The organism is Stenotrophomonas sp. UBA7606 (assembly GCF_002477705.1).
GTDB lineage: Bacteria > Pseudomonadota > Gammaproteobacteria > Xanthomonadales > Xanthomonadaceae > Stenotrophomonas.
In genome coordinates, this window is the sequence record NZ_DLJW01000133.1 from 1 (window position 1) to 14,980 (window position 14,980).

Below are 14,980 nucleotides of genomic sequence, written 5' to 3' on the forward strand. Positions count from 1 at the left end.
TTGAAGCCGGCATCCACGTGCAGGGCATCCACCCGCGACGGATAGCCCTGGCCCTGGATGCGGAACGCCTCGGTATTGGCCAGCGCTTCCTTGAACCCGGGGGTGTCCGAATTGGCAAGGTTGTGCGAGACAGTGGCCTGCGCCTGCAGCGAGGCGCGGGCGCCGGTCATGGCGACGTAGAGGGCTTTGTCCATGGGGCGGGGTTCGCAGGTTGGGATTCGGGTTTGGAAAGCGGAAGCAGGCCGGGCCGTTGTACTCGGTGCAGCACGCCCACCAGGGTGTTACGTCCATCAGGGTGTTACGTCCATCAGCAGAGCCGCGGAAAGGCTGCAGTGGAACCGGGCCGGGAATCGACCAGAGGCAGGTCCATCCCCGGTCCAGACGCCACAAGGTCTCCCTTAGCGGATGTTGATGATGGTCTGGGTGATCTGGTCCTGCGTGGAGACCATCTGTGCATTGGCCTGGAAGTTGCGCTGGGCAACGATCATGTTCACCAGCTGCTCGGTCAGATCGACGGTGGACGCTTCCAGCGAACCGGACTGGATCTGGCCAAGGTCGGAGCTGTCCGGCGCACCGGTGCGCGGGCTACCGGAGGCATTGGTTTCGGACCACACGTTGTTGCCCAGGTTCTGCAGGCCCTGCGGGTTGTTGAAGTTGGTCAGCGCCACCTGTCCCAGGGCCTGGTCGTCGCCATTGGAGTAGCGTGCATACACAACGCCGTCGTCGGCAATGCTGATCTCGGTGAGCTTGCCGGAGGCATAGCCGTCCTGGCGGGTGTCACGCAGGGCGAATTTCTCGCCGTACTGGGTGGAGCCGGTCACGTCCAGGGTCATGTTGAGTACGCCGGCACCGGTGCTGGGCGTGAACGGATCCAGTGCGATGGTGCCGTTGGCCGGGCTGAGCAAGGCGCCGCTGTTGGAGAACTGCAGCAGGGTGGGGGCGCCAGCCGCCTGGCCATCGACGTAGTTGTGGACTTCCCATTCATTGGCATTGGCGGTCTTTACGAAGTACGAGGTCTGGGTGTGGCTGACACCCAGCGAGTCGTACACGGTGACGCCGCCGGTGGAGTGGTTGTAGCTGTTGGCATTGGCCGGGTCCAACGGCGTGACCGTTGGCGCGGCAGCATTGGCCGGCAGGGTGAAGGTGCTGTTGACCCGGCTGGTCTGCTGCGGCGGGCTGTCGGTGGTGAGCAGTTGCAGGTCGGTCAGTGCGCCATCGAAGCGGGTGCCATCTGCGTTGGGGGCAAACACCTGCAGGCGGGCGCCCTGCGGATTGACCACATAGCCATTGTTGTCGGTCTGGAAGTTGCCGGCGCGCGAATAGACGCGGCTGCCGTTCATGCTCAGGGTGAAGAAGCCTTCGCCTTCCACGGCCAGGTCCAGGCTGCGTCCGGTCTGGTCGATGTTGCCCTGCGCGAACTGCTGGGCCACGTTGCTCTGGCGCACGCCTGCGCCGACCGCGTTACGGGCCAGGCCGTAGCTGGTGGAGTTGAACATGTCCGCGAACTCGGCACGCGACTCCTTGAAGCCGGTGGTGTTGACGTTGGCGATGTTGTTGGCGGTGACATTCAGATCGGCGTTGGCGGCGTTGATGCCGGACAGCGAGACATTGAAACCCATGGCGATACTCCTGGAAGATGGTTCGGGGCGGCTCAGCTGACGCGGAGCACGTAGGCGAGCGGGGCAGAGCCCAGGCCCTTGAGGTTGAGGTAGAGGCCGTCGGTGCCGACCGTCACGCTTTCCACTTCAGCCTGCACATAGGTGCTGAGCTTGGTGTTGGTGCCGCTGCTGTCGGTGTGCGAGGCGGTGATGCTGTAGCTGCCGGCTGGCATGCGCTTGCCATCGGCGTCGGTGCCATCCCATTCAAAAGAGACCTCACCTGCAGCGTCGGCGTTCACGGTCACACTCTTCACCTTGGCACCGTTGGCATCGGTGATGTCCACGGTGACGGTGCCGGCGCCAGGTGCGGCCACCGTGCCGCGGGTGCCGCCTTCGGCTTCCAGCGCGAGCTTGGCCGAAGGCACCAGCACGTCGTGGCCGACCAGGCCGGCCCCCTTGAGGATCTGGTCGTTGGACATCGCCGTCTGGAAACTCTCGACCGTGCTGTTGAGGTCGCTGATGCCCTGCACGGTGGACAGCTGCGCCATCTGCGCGACCATCTGGCTGTTGTCCATCGGCTTGAGCGGGTCCTGGTGCTGTAACTGGGTGGTCATCAGCTTCAGGAAGTCCGCCTGGTCCAGGCTGTCTTTCTTCTTGGTGGAGGTACTGGTCTGGCCGGTAAGGCCAAGCGAGCTGTAGAGATCGTTGGAGACGCTGGTGGTCATGGGGGTATCCGGGTTGCGGGCCTCAGCGGCCCATCGTCAAGGTGGCCAGGGCCAGTTCCTTGGCGGTGCTGAGCATCTCCACGCCAGCCTGGTAGTTACGCGAGGTGGAAATCAGGTTGACCATCTGTGCCACCGGGTCCACGTCGGGCGAGTACACGTAGCCATCGCCATCGGCCAGTGGATGATTGGGCTCGTAGCGCTTGATCGGCGGGGCATCGCTCTGCGCGATTTCCTTGACCTGCACGCCGGTCAGGTTGGGGTCGTTACGGCTGGTGACGGCCTGGAAGATCGGCTCCAGCGGCTTGTAGACCGCCTCGGGTGAGCCGGCGATGGAATCGGCATTGGACAGGTTGGAGGCAATGGTGCTCATGCGCACCGACTGCGCCTGCAGCGCCGAGCCAGCGATATCGAAGATGGGCAGGTTGCTCATGGGCGTTCCCTTACTGGCCGGTGATGGCGGTCAACATGGTCTTGACCTTGGATTCGACGAAGCTCAGCGAGGCGCGGTACTCCAGCGCGGCGCGGCCATAGGCGGCGCGTTCGGTATCCGGGTCGACGGTGTTGCCGTCCAGGCTGGGCTGAACCCCGGCCCGCAATATCTGGAACGGGTTGAGGCCGTCAGGGCTGGCGATGGCGTAGTGCTGCTCGGCGGTGGCGGTCAGGGCGCCGCTGCCAGCCACGCCCTGGGCCTGGCGCAGGGCGGCGTCAAAGTCCAGGTCGCGGGCCTTGTAGCCGGGGGTGTCGGCATTGCTCAGGTTGCTGGCAATCAGCTTCATGCGCTGCTCGCGCAGTGGCATTGCCTGGGCATGGACGCCCAGATAGTCGGAAATCAGGTTGGCCATGCGCCACCTCCCACGGATCGTTGCCGTGAGCGGTGCAAGCCGCGTGCCAGAACAGCGCCGGCCCGAAAGGTAGTGCCGAGCCATGCTCGGCAGGGGCTTTACAGGCCAACCGGCCAATCCCGACCCATGCTCGGCAGAGACCGACCAGCAGCCAGCCCCGAGCGACCCCAGCCCGAAGGCAGCGACGCCGGGGCATCCAGGCCGCCCGCGCCGGAAACTCAGGCGTACTGCGCCTCGGCAACCTCGCGTAGCCGGTGCAGTACGAAATCGGCCAGCTCGTGCGGGCTGTACTTGGCCACGAAGGCGTTGGCGCCCACGCGCTCCACCATGGCGTTGTTGAATACGCCTGACAAGGAGGTGTGCAGCAGCACGAACAGCCCCGCCAGCCCCGGATGGCGGCGGATTTCCGTCGTCAGGGTGTAACCGTCCATCGCCGGCATCTCGATATCGGAGATCACCATGGCGTAGCGCTCGGCCGGGTTCTCCCCGGCCGCATGGATCTGCAGCAGGTGCTCCAGCGCCTGCTTGCCGTCGGACAGCAGGGTCGCATTGACCCCCAGCTGATCCAGCACGCTGCGGATCTGCTGACGCGCAACCCGCGAATCATCCACCACCAGTACCTGCATGGGCGGGGCGTCGGCCGGCAGCGCCATCGATGGGTCGAGCACGGCCTCGCTGCGCAGCTGGGCGATATCGGCCAGCACGCTTTCCACGTCGATCACCTGGATCAGCTCGCCCTGGAAACGGGTAACCGCGGTGAGGTAGGTCGATTCGGCGCCCAGCTCCGGCGGCGGGTGGATGTCCTCCACCGCGATGTTCACGATGCGCTCGACACCGCTGACCAGGAACCCCTGCACCGAACGGTTGAACTCGGTGACCACCAGGTAGCCGGGGGCGGTGTCGGCCTCCGGCTCGCGCTCCGGGTGGCCGATGGCCAGGCCCAGGTCCAGCACCGGCACCGATCGCCCGCGGACGTCGGCAACACCGGCAAACTGCGCGGGCAGGCCGGGCACCTGGAACAGGGAGGGGCGGCGCAGCACTTCCTGTACCTTGAACACGTTCACGCCAAAAAGCTGACGGCCGCCGAGGCGGAACAACAGCAATGCCAGCCGGTTGTGGCCGGCCAGACGGGTGCGCTGGTCAATACGGTTGAGCAGGTCTTGTGACATGCAGACGGTATCGGCGGCGGGGGCCGACAACTTGAGTGCCGTCGCGACCGCGGGTTTGGCACAGCCCTTGCCTGTGTATCGGCAGGTTCGAGCTGATCGGTTGCCATTGCGTATGCGCCTGTTCCTTCTCTTGTGTCTGTTGTCGCCGCTGGCTGCGTTGGCCATGGCCTTCCAGCCGGTGGAGAGCATCCGTGCCGCAGCGCTGACCACGCTGGCCCCGGGCGAGGAAGGAGAGGCCGGCGTGGACGCTGGGCTGCGGCTGCCGGCCTGTCCGGTAGCCCTGCAGGCCAGGGCCACTGCCAACACCACCGTTGAGGTTGCCTGCCCGCAGGCTGGGGGCTGGCGCCTGTTCGTGCCGGTCAAGGTGCGCCGCGAGCAGGGCGTGTTGGTGTTGAACCGTGGTGTGGCCGCTGGAGAAACCCTGGGTCTGGCCGATATAAGTACGGTGAAGCGTGATACCGCCCGCATCGCCGGCGCCGTGCTGTCGCAGCCCGATGCTGCAGTCGGCCGGGTGGCCAGGCGTGCCCTTGCCGCCGGCAGCCTGCTGTCAGCCAACGACCTGGTGGCCCCGCGCATTGTCCGCCGCGGTGACAGCGTGGCACTGGTGGCCCGCCGTGGCGGGGTTGAGGTGCGGATGGCGGGCAAGGCCCTGGGGGACGCCGGGGAGGGGGAGCGGGTGTCGGTGGAGAACCTTTCATCACGGCGGGTGATGCAGGGTGTGGCCACCTCCACCGGCGATGTGCTGGTCAGTCGCTGAAAGCCCTAAAGAACCCTCGGCCGCGGCCGTTATAGTTTTCGTACAGAATCAGGACTCCATCACATGAGCCAGAAAATCGACGGTGGTATTGCAGCCGCAACCCAGTTGCGCAGCGTCGCGATCAACACCAAGGTGGCCGCCGCCGGTGAAGCCAAGGCCCAGGCCGTGGCATCGGCCGACAGCGTGCGCCTGACCGGCGAAGCCACCCAGTTGCAGGCGGTGCAGCGCGAGTTGTCGGCGGCCCCGGCCATCGACCCGGCCCGGGTCCAGGCCGTGCGCGAGGCGTTGGAGAACGGCAGCTACAAGATCAATCCGGACGCAATCGCGTCGCGCATGCTGGATCTGGACCAGCAGCTGCAGGGATGAACCTGAGCATGGGCGATCCGCTGGAGCGGCTGAGCGATGCGCTGGATGGCGAGCAGCGGGCGCTGATCGAACACGACGTGGCGGCGCTGGTCGCGGCCACCGGCAAAAAGCTGGAGGCCCTGCGCGAACTGGAACGGCAGCCGCCGCTGCACAATGCCGACCGCCTGAAGGAACTGGCCGAACGCAACCACGCCAACGGCGTGCTGCTGGCCCGGCGCCGCCGTGAGGTCAACTGGGCCTTGCGCCAGCTTGGCCGCAGCGAGGCAGCCCCGTCCTATGACGCCAAGGGCCAGGCCCAGACCGTGCACGCGCGGCGGCCCTTGGCCGTGGCCTGATCGGGCGCGGGCAACGCAGTCCGCATTCATCCCGCTATAGTGGCAGCCCCCACCTTTGCTGTGCCGGCTGCCCGTGAACGCATCAGATTATTCTTCGCTAGCCCCCATTCCATCGGCCGCCACCCTGCGCGCGTTGGGCGAACGGGTGCAGCACGGCATGTTGGTGTTCAATGGCCGCTTCGAGGTCAGCATGGCCAATGGCTTGGCCCGCCAGCTGTTTGGCGCACAGGCTGCCAGCGTTGCCAATCTGGCCCGCGAGCTGGAAACACTGCTGCCACCTTTCGCCTTGCCGCAGGCCCGCGAGACCGGCAACTGGACCGGTAGCCTGCCGGTGGGCGAGCGGGTCATCACCGTGCACCTGCACCACCACGCCGATGCCGGTGGCGACGCCTATCTGGCGCTGTTCCAGCATGTCGACGGGCCGGAAGACTACGAACGCGAGCTGCAACAACGCCATGCCGAACTCCGCCAGGCCTACCTGCGATTGAACGGCGCGCAGGAAAAATTGCTGCAATCGGAAAAAATGGCCTCGATCGGCCAGTTGGCGGCAGGCGTGGCGCATGAGATCAACAACCCGATCGGCTACGTGCATTCCAACCTGGGCAGCCTGCAGGAATACCTGCGCAGCCTGTTCACGGTGATCGAGGCTTATGAGCGCGCCTTGCGTGCGCCCGACCCCAAGGCCTTGATCGCGGAAATCGACGATATCCGCAACCGCCTGGACATCGATTTCATCAGCCGTGACCTGCCACAGCTGATGGCCGAGTCGCGCGAAGGCATCGAGCGCGTGACCCGTATCGTGCGTGACCTGAAGGACTTCTCCTATTCCGGGCGCGATGAGTCGTGGAAGCTGGTGGACCTGCATGCAGGCCTGGAATCCACCATCAACATCATCTGGAACGAGCTCAAGTACAAGGTCACCCTGGAGCGCCGTTATGGCGAGCTGCCGATGATCGAGTGCTTGCCGTCGGAACTGAACCAGGTCTACATGAACCTGCTGCTCAATGCCGGCCACGCCATTGCCGACCGCGGCAACATCATTGTCAGCACCGGCGTCGACGGTGATGAGGTGTGGGTGGAGTTCCAGGACAACGGTGCCGGTATTTCGCCGGAACTGCGCCAGCGCATCTTCGACCCGTTCTTCACCACCAAACCGGTGGGCAGCGGCACCGGGCTGGGCCTGTCGATCTCCTACGGCATCATCAACAAGCACCATGGTCGCATCGACCTGGACAGTACCGTCGGCGCGGGCTCGCGCTTCCGCATTGTCCTGCCCATCCGCCAGCCCAAGTGACCCCGGCGGCAGGCCCGGTGCAAGCGGCCGAACGGCAGCGGATCTGCGCCCCTTGGTCGCTGCGGTGACGGCCATCCCGCGTCCGCAGGTCGGCAGCGGGGGGCGCAGATCGCTATCTGCACAAGTGCGCGGTTGGCGTTGCGGCATACCCCGTGCTACAGGGTTGTGCCTCCGCCGGCTTGCTCAGACGGGGCTTACGCCCTGCTTTTCATCGTGGGTGCGGAAAGCCTGGCGTATGTGCTCGCGCAGCTCGTCGTCGTTCCAGGGTTTGGTCAGGAAACGGTAGATGGCGCCGCGGTTGATTGCATCGGTGACGGTGTTCAGATCGGTGTAGCCGGACAGCACCAGGCGGATGGTGTCCGGGTAGAGCATCTTCACCCGGCCCAGGAACTCGGTGCCGCTCATGTCGCTCATGCGCTGGTCGGACAGGATCACCTGCACATCGTTGATGGCCAGCAGGTCAAAGGCATCGCGCACATTGCCCGCCGCCAGGATCCGGTAGCCGTCACGGCGGAACAGGCGTACCAGCGAGCGCAGTACGTTTTCCTCATCATCCAGCAGCAGCAAGGTGCGATCCGGGCGGGTTTCGGCAAACGCCTCCGGGCGCAGATAGCGCCGGCGCAGGGTCATGCCGGCTGCATCCGCCGACATCGGCTCGCCGAACAGGTAGCCCTGGAAGACGTCGCAGTCATTGCGCCGCAAAAAGCCCAACTGGGCCTGCGACTCGACGCCGTTGGCGATGACGGTCATGCCCAGCTGGTGGCCCATGGCGATGATCGCGCGGCTGATCGCCGCCTCGCGGTTGGCGGCCGGCGCGCTCTTGATGAAGGTGCGGTCGATCTTGAGCTTGTCCACCGGATAGCGCACCAGCGCACTGAGGCTGGAATCGCCGGTGCCGAAGTTGTCCAGGCACAGGCTGATGCCCTCGTTGCGCAGGTTGGCCAGGGTTTCGTGGACGAAGTTGACGTTGTTGGTCAACGCGCTCTCGTTGATCTCCAGGGTCAACATGCGCGCCGGTACGCCGATGGACTGCAGCATGGCCATCACCTCGGTGAAGAAGTTCGGCCGCAGCAGCTGCAGGGTGGAAACATTGACCGCGACGTTGAAATCCTCGAAACCCTGGTCACGCCAGGCCCTGGCCTGGCGCAAGGTCATCTCCAGCACCCAAGCGCCGATCTGCACGATGATGCCCAAGCGTTCGGCGGTACGCATGAAACGCTCGGGCACCAGCATGCCCAGCGTCGGTGATTGCCAGCGCAGCAGTGCTTCCATGCCGACCACATGGCCATCGCGGGCGCTGACCAGCGGTTGGTAGCGCAGGCGCAGCTCGCCGTTGTCGATCGCATCCACCAACTGGCGCGAGATGATGCTCTCGCTGTGGGCACTGCTGGGTTTGTGCAGCACATGGATATGCACGGCGTTGCCACCCTCGCGGCCGGCCTGGTGCAGGGCATCCTCGGCCAGGTCCAGCAGGGCCGTGGCGGTGCCGGCGTGCTCGGGGCACAGGCTGACCCCCAGCTTGCCGGTCAGGAACAGCGTGTACGGCAGCACCGACAGCGGCAACTCGATCTGCTGGCGGATCTGCTCGGCCAGCTCCTCAGGCGCTGCGACACCGCTGCCGCGCGGCACCGCGATCAAGAATTCGTCGCTGCCATGCCGCCACAGGCGGCCGCGGCCGCCGAGGAAGCCACGCAGCCGTTCGGCGATCAGCACCAGCGCCTGATCGCCCACCTCGGCGCTCATGTTTTCGTTGACCGAGGCGAAGTGGTCAATGTCCAGATGCATCAGGATCAAGCCCGGGCCGCCACGGTAAGCGGCATCCACCAGCGCCAGCAGTTCCGGATTGCCCGCGCCCAACCGCACGGGGCGGGCATCGGCGCGTTCTGCGGGGCTGGGGATGGTGCTGTTCCACATGTAGGGACGTTCCTGGCGGGGTGGGTCAGTGTGCCGCATCGGCGTAAGGCAGGTGCAGACTGATGCAGGTGCCTTCGCCCGGGGCGGTTTCAATGGACAGGCTGCCGCCTGCGCTCTGGGCGCGTTCGCGCATGACGATCATGCCCAGGCCGCGTGGGCCTTGGGGATCAAAACCCTCGCCATCGTCCACTACCCGCAGTTGCAGGCCTGCATCGCCAGCGGCGCGCAGTTGCAGGGACACCTGGCTGGCACGGGCGTGGCGCAATGCATTGGTCAGGCTTTCCTGGGCGATACGGAAGCACGCCTGCTCCACCTCGTTGCTGGGCCGGCGGGGCAGGGCGCCGACATCCAGCAGCAGCTCCACCGGTGTGGAGCGGAACAGCATGTTGGCCTGCCAGCGCAGCGCAGCTTCCAGGCCCAGCGCGTCCAACTGCGGCGGGCGCAGCAGCATCGACAGGTTGCGCAGTTTGGTGACCGTGCTGTCAGCCAGCTCGATGATCTGGTCGATATCGTCCTGGCGGCGCGGGGCGTCGACTTCGTCACGGGCGGCGCAGGCTGCCAGCTTGATCGCGGTGATGGCTTGGCCGATATCGTCATGCAGGTCGCGCGAGATCGAGCGGCGTTCGTCCTCCTGCAGGGAGAAAAGGCGCCCGGCCATGGCCTGCAGCTCGGCGTTGCTGGTGGCCAGGGCGGCGCGCCCGCACTCGATCTCGCTCAGGTCGTGGACAACAAACAGATGCCGGCCGTGACCGGCGGAGGGCATCGGCCGTGCCATCACCGAGCACTGCAGCACCTGACCATCACGTCCGGGCAAAGCGCAAGGCACCGGGCCATCCCCGACAATAGGCGGCATGGCAGCAACGGCCATCAGATCCTTTGCATACGCAGTGGTATCCAGGGCCAGCAGGCGTCGCGCTGCGGGATTGGCAAAATCCAGGGTGTGACCATCGGTGATCACCACCGCGTCGGGCATCGTCGTGGCCAGTTGCCGGAAGGATGCATCGTTGCAGTCCGGAGCATGCTGCCTGCGTTGTCGCAGCAGTGGCCACAGCGCTGCGCACACTGCCAGCGCGATGGCCGTCACGGTTTTCCAGCCAATCAGCTGCTGGAAAGCGGCAATCGCCACACCGCCGCTGATCACCGCCACCGCCAGCAAGGCAAGCACCAGTAGCAGGGTATGGCGCCGGGCAGGGCTGCGGGAGGCAGTTGCAGGCGCGTGATGAGCGGGGGCCGGGCCGGCGTCCATGGGCAGGGGAGTTGCTGAGCGTCGCACCATCTTAACGGCTTGTGTGCAGCTGGCACGACGGAGTGCTCAATTCTCTGCCCGGCTTGCCGCTAAGGATTAGGTCCCCGGATTGTCGGGCGTGGAGATCGAGCGCGTGGATCGCGGCCTTATTGCAACCCTGCTTCGCCACCCGTTGAATGCAGCCGTCGTGCTCATGGACCGGGAAGGGCAGCCACTGGCCGCCAACAGTGAAGCGCGTCAGCTGGGTTTGCCAGGCAGTTTGTCGCACTACAACGCACAACTGGAGGGCACCCGCCAGCGGGCGCGGGGACAGGACGTCGTCGCCTGCCTGTTGCCCACCGCCAGTGGCAGCCTGGAGGGGCAACTGAGCGAGCTGCACGCAGCAGACGGTAGCCTGCAGGGCTATCTCTACACCTTTGCCAACAGCAGCGAACAGCGCAGCAGCCGTTGGCTGCAGGCGATGCAATCGGCAGGCCACCGTTTGTGGGACTGGGACATCGGTGCTGATCGACTGGTGCATACCCGGGCCGAAGCGCCACAACTGGATTTACAGCCCGCTCAGGGCGCCTTCGAAAACGTGCATCCGGACGATATGCCGGTACTGCGCGCCGCAGTCGACGCCCACCTGCGGGAGGGCGAGGAGCCGTTTTCCTGCGAGTTCCGCTTGCGGCAGGCAGATGGGCACTGGCGTTGGGTGTTGAACCGTGGCCGCGTTGTGGCCCGCACCAGCGACGGCCAGCCCCAACGTATGGTCGGCACCTACACCGACATCCAACCGCAGAAGGAACTCGAGAACGAACTGCGTGCGCAGCAGGCCCTGCTGCAGCGCGCCCAGCGTGTTGCCGGCATGGGCAGCTGTGCCTGGAGTGCGCGTGGCGGCAAGCTGGAGTGGTCCGTCGAGTTGGCTACCGCGCTTGGCTGGGAAGGCGAGGCGTTGCCGCAGGGGCGACAGTGGCTGCGGCAGTTGCCCGGTGAGGCGCGGCGCCAGCTTTTCAGCCAATGGCGACGCCTGCAGGACGAAGGACAGGTGGGCAGCTTTGACCTTGCGTGGGGCCGCGACCCGCTATACCAGCAGCACCTGCGGGTCTGGCTGGAGGCCGAACATGACGGTACAGGCCGGCTGCAGCGGGTGCTGGGGCAGGTGCAGAACATCAGCAACCAGCGCCGTACGGACGCACTGATCCGCTGGCGCACCGAACTGCTGAACCGGGTGTCCGCGCTGGGCCGCATCGGTGGCTGTGAGATCGAGGTTGAAACCCGGCTCATGTTGTGGACCGAGGAGTGCTACCGCATCCACGGCCTGCGCAAGGCACCGGTGACGCTGGACCAGGCGCTTGCCCTCTACACCCAGGATTCCCGCGACAATTTTGAAGCCGCCCTGACCCGCATCGCCGCAGGTGGTCTGCCGGAGCGGCTGGACCTGTGTTTCTACCGCCCGTCCGGGCAGCGGATCTGGGTGCAGGTGCTGGTGGAACTGGACCGGCGCGAGGGGCTGCCAGAGCGCTACGTGGTGCTGTTCCGCGATACCACCCGGGAACGCGAGGCGGACGAACGGCTAGAGCTGCTCGCTCATTACGATCTGCTGACCGGCCTGCCGAACCGCATGCTGCTGCGCGAGCAGGCAGGCGAGGCGATGATCGAGGCGCGTGAGCGTGGTGCCATCCTGGCCATGCTGTTCATCGACCTGGACGGCTTCAAGAGCATCAATGACACCTTTGGCCATGCCACCGGCGACATGCTGCTGAAGGCGGCAGCATCGCGGCTGCACCAGAACCTTCGCAATGCGGACCTGTTTGCCCGTTTCAACGGTGACGAGTTCATCGTGATCCTGCGCAACCTGGCCGAGCCGGACGACGCCGGGCACGTGGCGCGCAAGCTCATCGCCTCCCTGGCCGAGCCGCTCTATCGCGACGATGTCACGCTCAAGGTGGGCGCCAGCGTGGGCATCGCGCTGCAGGACGAAACCCGCAACGACTTCGACAGCCTGCTGCGTGCGGCCGATGCCGCCATGCACGCGGCCAAGGAAGCCGGGCGCAACACCTACCAGTACTACAGCCAGGATGCACTGGCGCGCACCCAGCGTCGCCTGGACATCGAGCATGCCTTGCATGGGGCGGTGGACCGTGACGAGTTCAGCCTGGTCTACCAGCCGCTGGTGGATTCGCGCGAGGGCCAACCGCCGTCGATCGAGGCCTTGCTGCGCTGGAGCAACCCAACGCTGGGTGCCTGCGCGCCGGCCGAATTCATTCCCATTGCCGAAAAGTGCGGTGAAATCGTGCGTATTGGCGATTGGGTGCTGGAAGAGGTCTGCCGCCAGGCACGTGTATGGGAGCAGGCTGGCCTGCAGTTCGAGCGGGTAGCGGTGAATGTGTCGGCCATCCAGCTGCGTGAACGGGGTTTTGGCGAGCGCGTGGTGGCCATCTGCAAGCAGCACGGCTGGCCGGCGCATCGCCTTGAACTGGAACTCACCGAATCGGCGCTGATCCGCGACACCGATACCCTGCGTCAGTGCTTTGACATCTTTGAGCAGTACGGCATACCGCTGGCGGTGGATGACTTCGGTACGGGCTTCTCGAACCTGCATTACCTCAACCGCTTCCCGGTCCAACGGCTGAAGATCGACCGCAGTTTTGTCCAAGGCATGCTGCACGATGCCGGTACCGCCGAAGTCACCCAGGCCATCGTGCACCTGGGGCACGCGCTGGGCATGCGGGTGGTCGCCGAGGGCGTGGAAACCCAAGCCGAAGCCACCATGCTGCAGCGCCAGGGCTGCGACGCATTGCAGGGCTACCTGTTCGCCCGTCCCTTGCGGCCGCGCGACATGGTGCAGTGGCTTAAACATGGTCAGGTACTGTCCGCTGCGACGCACCCTGGCCAACTTGCCAACGAATACCTGCATGCCAGCCTCTAGGCCGCTGCGTCCTGCAGCAGGGGCGGTGCAGGTCAAGGCCCCACGTGTGTTGCCAATTGCCGGCCACACGAGGCGGAGACGCCGCGCTTGCTTGGGCCGGCGAGCGGCCGATGCTCTGCGGTACTTCAGCGCGTCCGCTTGATTGGAAAAGAAGCGTTATTTTCCGCAGTGATGCGGGCGCCGGGTTCACTTCAGGTTTGGTCCGCTGAACAGGGGTGAGCATCCGGCCGCGATGGAAGATGGCGGTTTTCCCGGCTGACTGCGCTGTTTCGGTGCCATTACGTGCGCATTTTCTTTCTTCACGATCTTTCCACGTGTTCCAACGCCGCCTGAAAGCGCTGGGCGGCGCTGTGGAAAAACGCCGCTATATTCCAGACTCCCCAGACGAAGGAGGGAGTGGAATGTTTCTGACCAAACAACAACTGGTAACGGCACGCACGCTTGGTGTGGCAATGGTCGTCAGCATGGGCCTTGCTTCCTGCGCAACCTACAAAGACGAGTTTGCAGGGATCAACTCACGCCTGGATCAACTCGACACCCGCGTGCAGGGTGCGGCGCAGAGCGCGGAATCCGCCAATCAATCCGCGCAGCAGGCAAACCAACGACTTGATCAGATCGAAGGCCGTGTCCAGCAACTGGAGCGTGCACCCCGCCGCACTCCGCGCGGCTGATCGCTGAGCCAGGTTCGTAACCGATCGCTGGAGGACCCGGTGGCCTTCGCGGGCCACTGGTTTCCTTGCCCCAAGAGCAGTGTGTTTCCAAGGAGCATCCCATCCGCACGTATATTTCTCCTGTGATCCATGGCTGCCTTGCGGCGGCGCTGATGTTTGCCTGCACGGAAGCGGTAGCTACCGATCAGCGGCCCGCAGAACCAGCCTCGGCCGACGATGAATTGCCGCCAGGCCAGGAGGTTTCCGACACAGTGATTGAACTTGCCGGCTGGGTTGTCGCCAGCAAGGACAACCAGGGCTATCCGTTCGCGATAATGGACAAGGCGGCCGCACAGGTGCTTGTGTTTGGCGGCGATGGCCGGCTCCGTGGCGCGGCACCGGCGCTGTTTGGCTCGGCCGCGGGTGATCACACCGCTCCCGGCGTCGCCGGCCTTGCATTGCGCGAGATACCCGGCCGGGACCGCACCACGCCGGCAGGCCGTTTTGTAGGCGGCTACGGTCCGTCGATCGACGCCGGCCGCGTGTTATGGGTGGACTATGAGTCTGCGGTCTCCATACATCCCACGGCCACTGGCGTGCCGTCCGAGCGACGTGCCGAGCGCCTTGCATCACCCCAGCCGGATGACAACCGCGTCACCCATGGCTGCATCAATGTCACCCCGGGGTTCTACAAACAGATCATCAGCACCACGTTCGAGCGGGGAGGGGTGTTCTACATCCTGCCCGATACTGCGTCATTGGCGGAAACCTTTCCGGACTTCGCCAAGAGCCGCGAGGCCTCGCAAGGGAAGACCGGCAAGCGCGCCCGCCCGCGCTAGCCGCGGCGTGGGCCGGGTAGTCCGATACCGGATGTTTTGCCGCCGAGCCCGAGCCGCTGGCCAATTCGGATACATCGCCATAGTCCCGAGCGATGCCATCAATGGGGCAAGGCCCGGCTTGCAGCTGCATCAGCCAGCTGCATCACCGCTGTCAGCAACAGCCCCCAGGTCCCAATCAATGCTCGCGACCAGCCAATCACCGGCGCGCGATGCCGCAGGGCGTGCGGCAAGCAACTGCTGCCACTCCAGTTGGGCACTGTGTTCAAGCGACAACAATTGCTGCCAACGCGGCGCTGACTGCCCGGCTGGGGGGGCAGGGGGAGTGCGTGACATG

At 65.4% G+C, this 14,980-nt stretch carries 15 protein-coding genes and 1 pseudogene; 7 read left to right on the forward strand and 9 right to left on the reverse strand.

Annotation, left to right across the window (positions count from 1 at the left end; all coding sequences use genetic code 11):
- The 6 genes from B2527_RS18585 to B2527_RS18610 form a co-directional block, all read right to left on the reverse strand.
- Nucleotides 1-194, reverse strand: a 194-nt coding sequence (locus tag B2527_RS18585) for a flagellar basal body protein (RefSeq protein ID WP_293717038.1), incomplete at its 3' end; no start/stop codon positions are given.
- A gap of 204 nt (nt 195-398) precedes the next feature.
- Nucleotides 399-1,619: a flagellar hook protein FlgE gene (gene flgE / locus B2527_RS18590; RefSeq protein ID WP_293717040.1), complete on the reverse strand. Its 1,221-nt coding sequence runs from the start codon at nt 1,617-1,619 to the stop codon at nt 399-401.
- A 32-nt stretch (nt 1,620-1,651) separates the two neighbouring features.
- Nucleotides 1,652-2,323, reverse strand: coding sequence for a flagellar hook capping FlgD N-terminal domain-containing protein (locus B2527_RS18595; RefSeq protein ID WP_293717042.1), 672 nt, complete (start codon nt 2,321-2,323; stop codon nt 1,652-1,654).
- Between the two features lie 22 nt (nt 2,324-2,345).
- Nucleotides 2,346-2,753, reverse strand: a complete 408-nt coding sequence (gene flgC, locus B2527_RS18600; RefSeq protein ID WP_293717044.1) for a flagellar basal body rod protein FlgC — start codon at nt 2,751-2,753, stop codon at nt 2,346-2,348.
- A gap of 10 nt (nt 2,754-2,763) precedes the next feature.
- Complete coding sequence (gene flgB, locus B2527_RS18605; protein ID WP_293717046.1) at nt 2,764-3,165, reverse strand: flagellar basal body rod protein FlgB; 402 nt, start codon at nt 3,163-3,165, stop codon at nt 2,764-2,766.
- Between the two features lie 218 nt (nt 3,166-3,383).
- On the reverse strand, nt 3,384-4,334 hold the full coding sequence (locus tag B2527_RS18610) for a chemotaxis protein (protein WP_293717048.1): 951 nt from the start codon (nt 4,332-4,334) through the stop codon (nt 3,384-3,386).
- Between the two features lie 112 nt (nt 4,335-4,446).
- Between B2527_RS18610 and flgA the strand changes: the two genes are divergently transcribed.
- The 4 genes from flgA (at nt 4,447) to B2527_RS18630 (ending at nt 7,086) form a co-directional block, all read left to right on the forward strand.
- Nucleotides 4,447-5,091 carry a flagellar basal body P-ring formation chaperone FlgA gene (gene flgA / locus B2527_RS18615; protein ID WP_293717050.1) on the forward strand — a complete coding sequence of 215 codons (645 nt, stop codon included), beginning with the start codon at nt 4,447-4,449 and terminating at the stop codon, nt 5,089-5,091.
- Nucleotides 5,092-5,154: 63 nt separating this feature from the next.
- Nucleotides 5,155-5,457 (forward strand): flagellar biosynthesis anti-sigma factor FlgM, encoded by a 303-nt coding sequence (gene flgM / locus B2527_RS18620; RefSeq protein ID WP_293717052.1) that lies wholly within the window; start codon nt 5,155-5,157, stop codon nt 5,455-5,457.
- Entirely contained in the window at nt 5,454-5,792 is a 339-nt protein-coding gene (locus tag B2527_RS18625; protein WP_293717054.1) for a flagellar protein FlgN, read from the forward strand. The genes flgM and B2527_RS18625 overlap by 4 nt, the downstream gene beginning before the upstream one ends.
- Nucleotides 5,793-5,865: 73 nt before the next feature.
- Nucleotides 5,866-7,086, forward strand: a complete 1,221-nt coding sequence (locus B2527_RS18630) for an ATP-binding protein (protein ID WP_293717056.1) — start codon at nt 5,866-5,868, stop codon at nt 7,084-7,086.
- Nucleotides 7,087-7,269: 183 nt separating this feature from the next.
- Here B2527_RS18630 and B2527_RS18635 read toward each other — a convergent pair whose 3' ends face one another.
- A complete protein-coding gene (locus tag B2527_RS18635) occupies nt 7,270-9,000 on the reverse strand; it encodes an EAL domain-containing protein (RefSeq protein WP_293717058.1) in 1,731 nt (576 codons plus the stop codon).
- 25 nt (nt 9,001-9,025) lie between these two features.
- A pseudogene (locus tag B2527_RS18640) lies at nt 9,026-10,042 on the reverse strand (ATP-binding protein); the annotation flags it as partial.
- Nucleotides 10,043-10,379: 337 nt separating this feature from the next.
- Between B2527_RS18640 and B2527_RS18645 the strand changes: the two are divergent.
- The 3 genes from B2527_RS18645 (at nt 10,380) to B2527_RS18655 (ending at nt 14,646) form a co-directional block, all read left to right on the forward strand.
- Entirely contained in the window at nt 10,380-13,157 is a 2,778-nt protein-coding gene (locus tag B2527_RS18645; protein WP_293717305.1) for a bifunctional diguanylate cyclase/phosphodiesterase, read from the forward strand.
- A gap of 401 nt (nt 13,158-13,558) precedes the next feature.
- On the forward strand, nt 13,559-13,828 hold the full coding sequence (locus B2527_RS18650) for a hypothetical protein (RefSeq protein WP_293717306.1): 270 nt from the start codon (nt 13,559-13,561) through the stop codon (nt 13,826-13,828).
- Nucleotides 13,829-13,980: 152 nt separating this feature from the next.
- Complete coding sequence (locus B2527_RS18655; RefSeq protein ID WP_293717062.1) at nt 13,981-14,646, forward strand: L,D-transpeptidase; 666 nt, start codon at nt 13,981-13,983, stop codon at nt 14,644-14,646.
- Between the two features lie 129 nt (nt 14,647-14,775).
- Here B2527_RS18655 and B2527_RS18660 read toward each other — a convergent pair whose 3' ends face one another.
- The gene (locus B2527_RS18660; protein WP_293717064.1) at nt 14,776-14,979 is read right to left on the reverse strand and encodes a hypothetical protein; all 204 of its coding nucleotides are present in this window, start codon (nt 14,977-14,979) and stop codon (nt 14,776-14,778) included.
- Nucleotide 14,980: the final 1 nt, after the last annotated feature.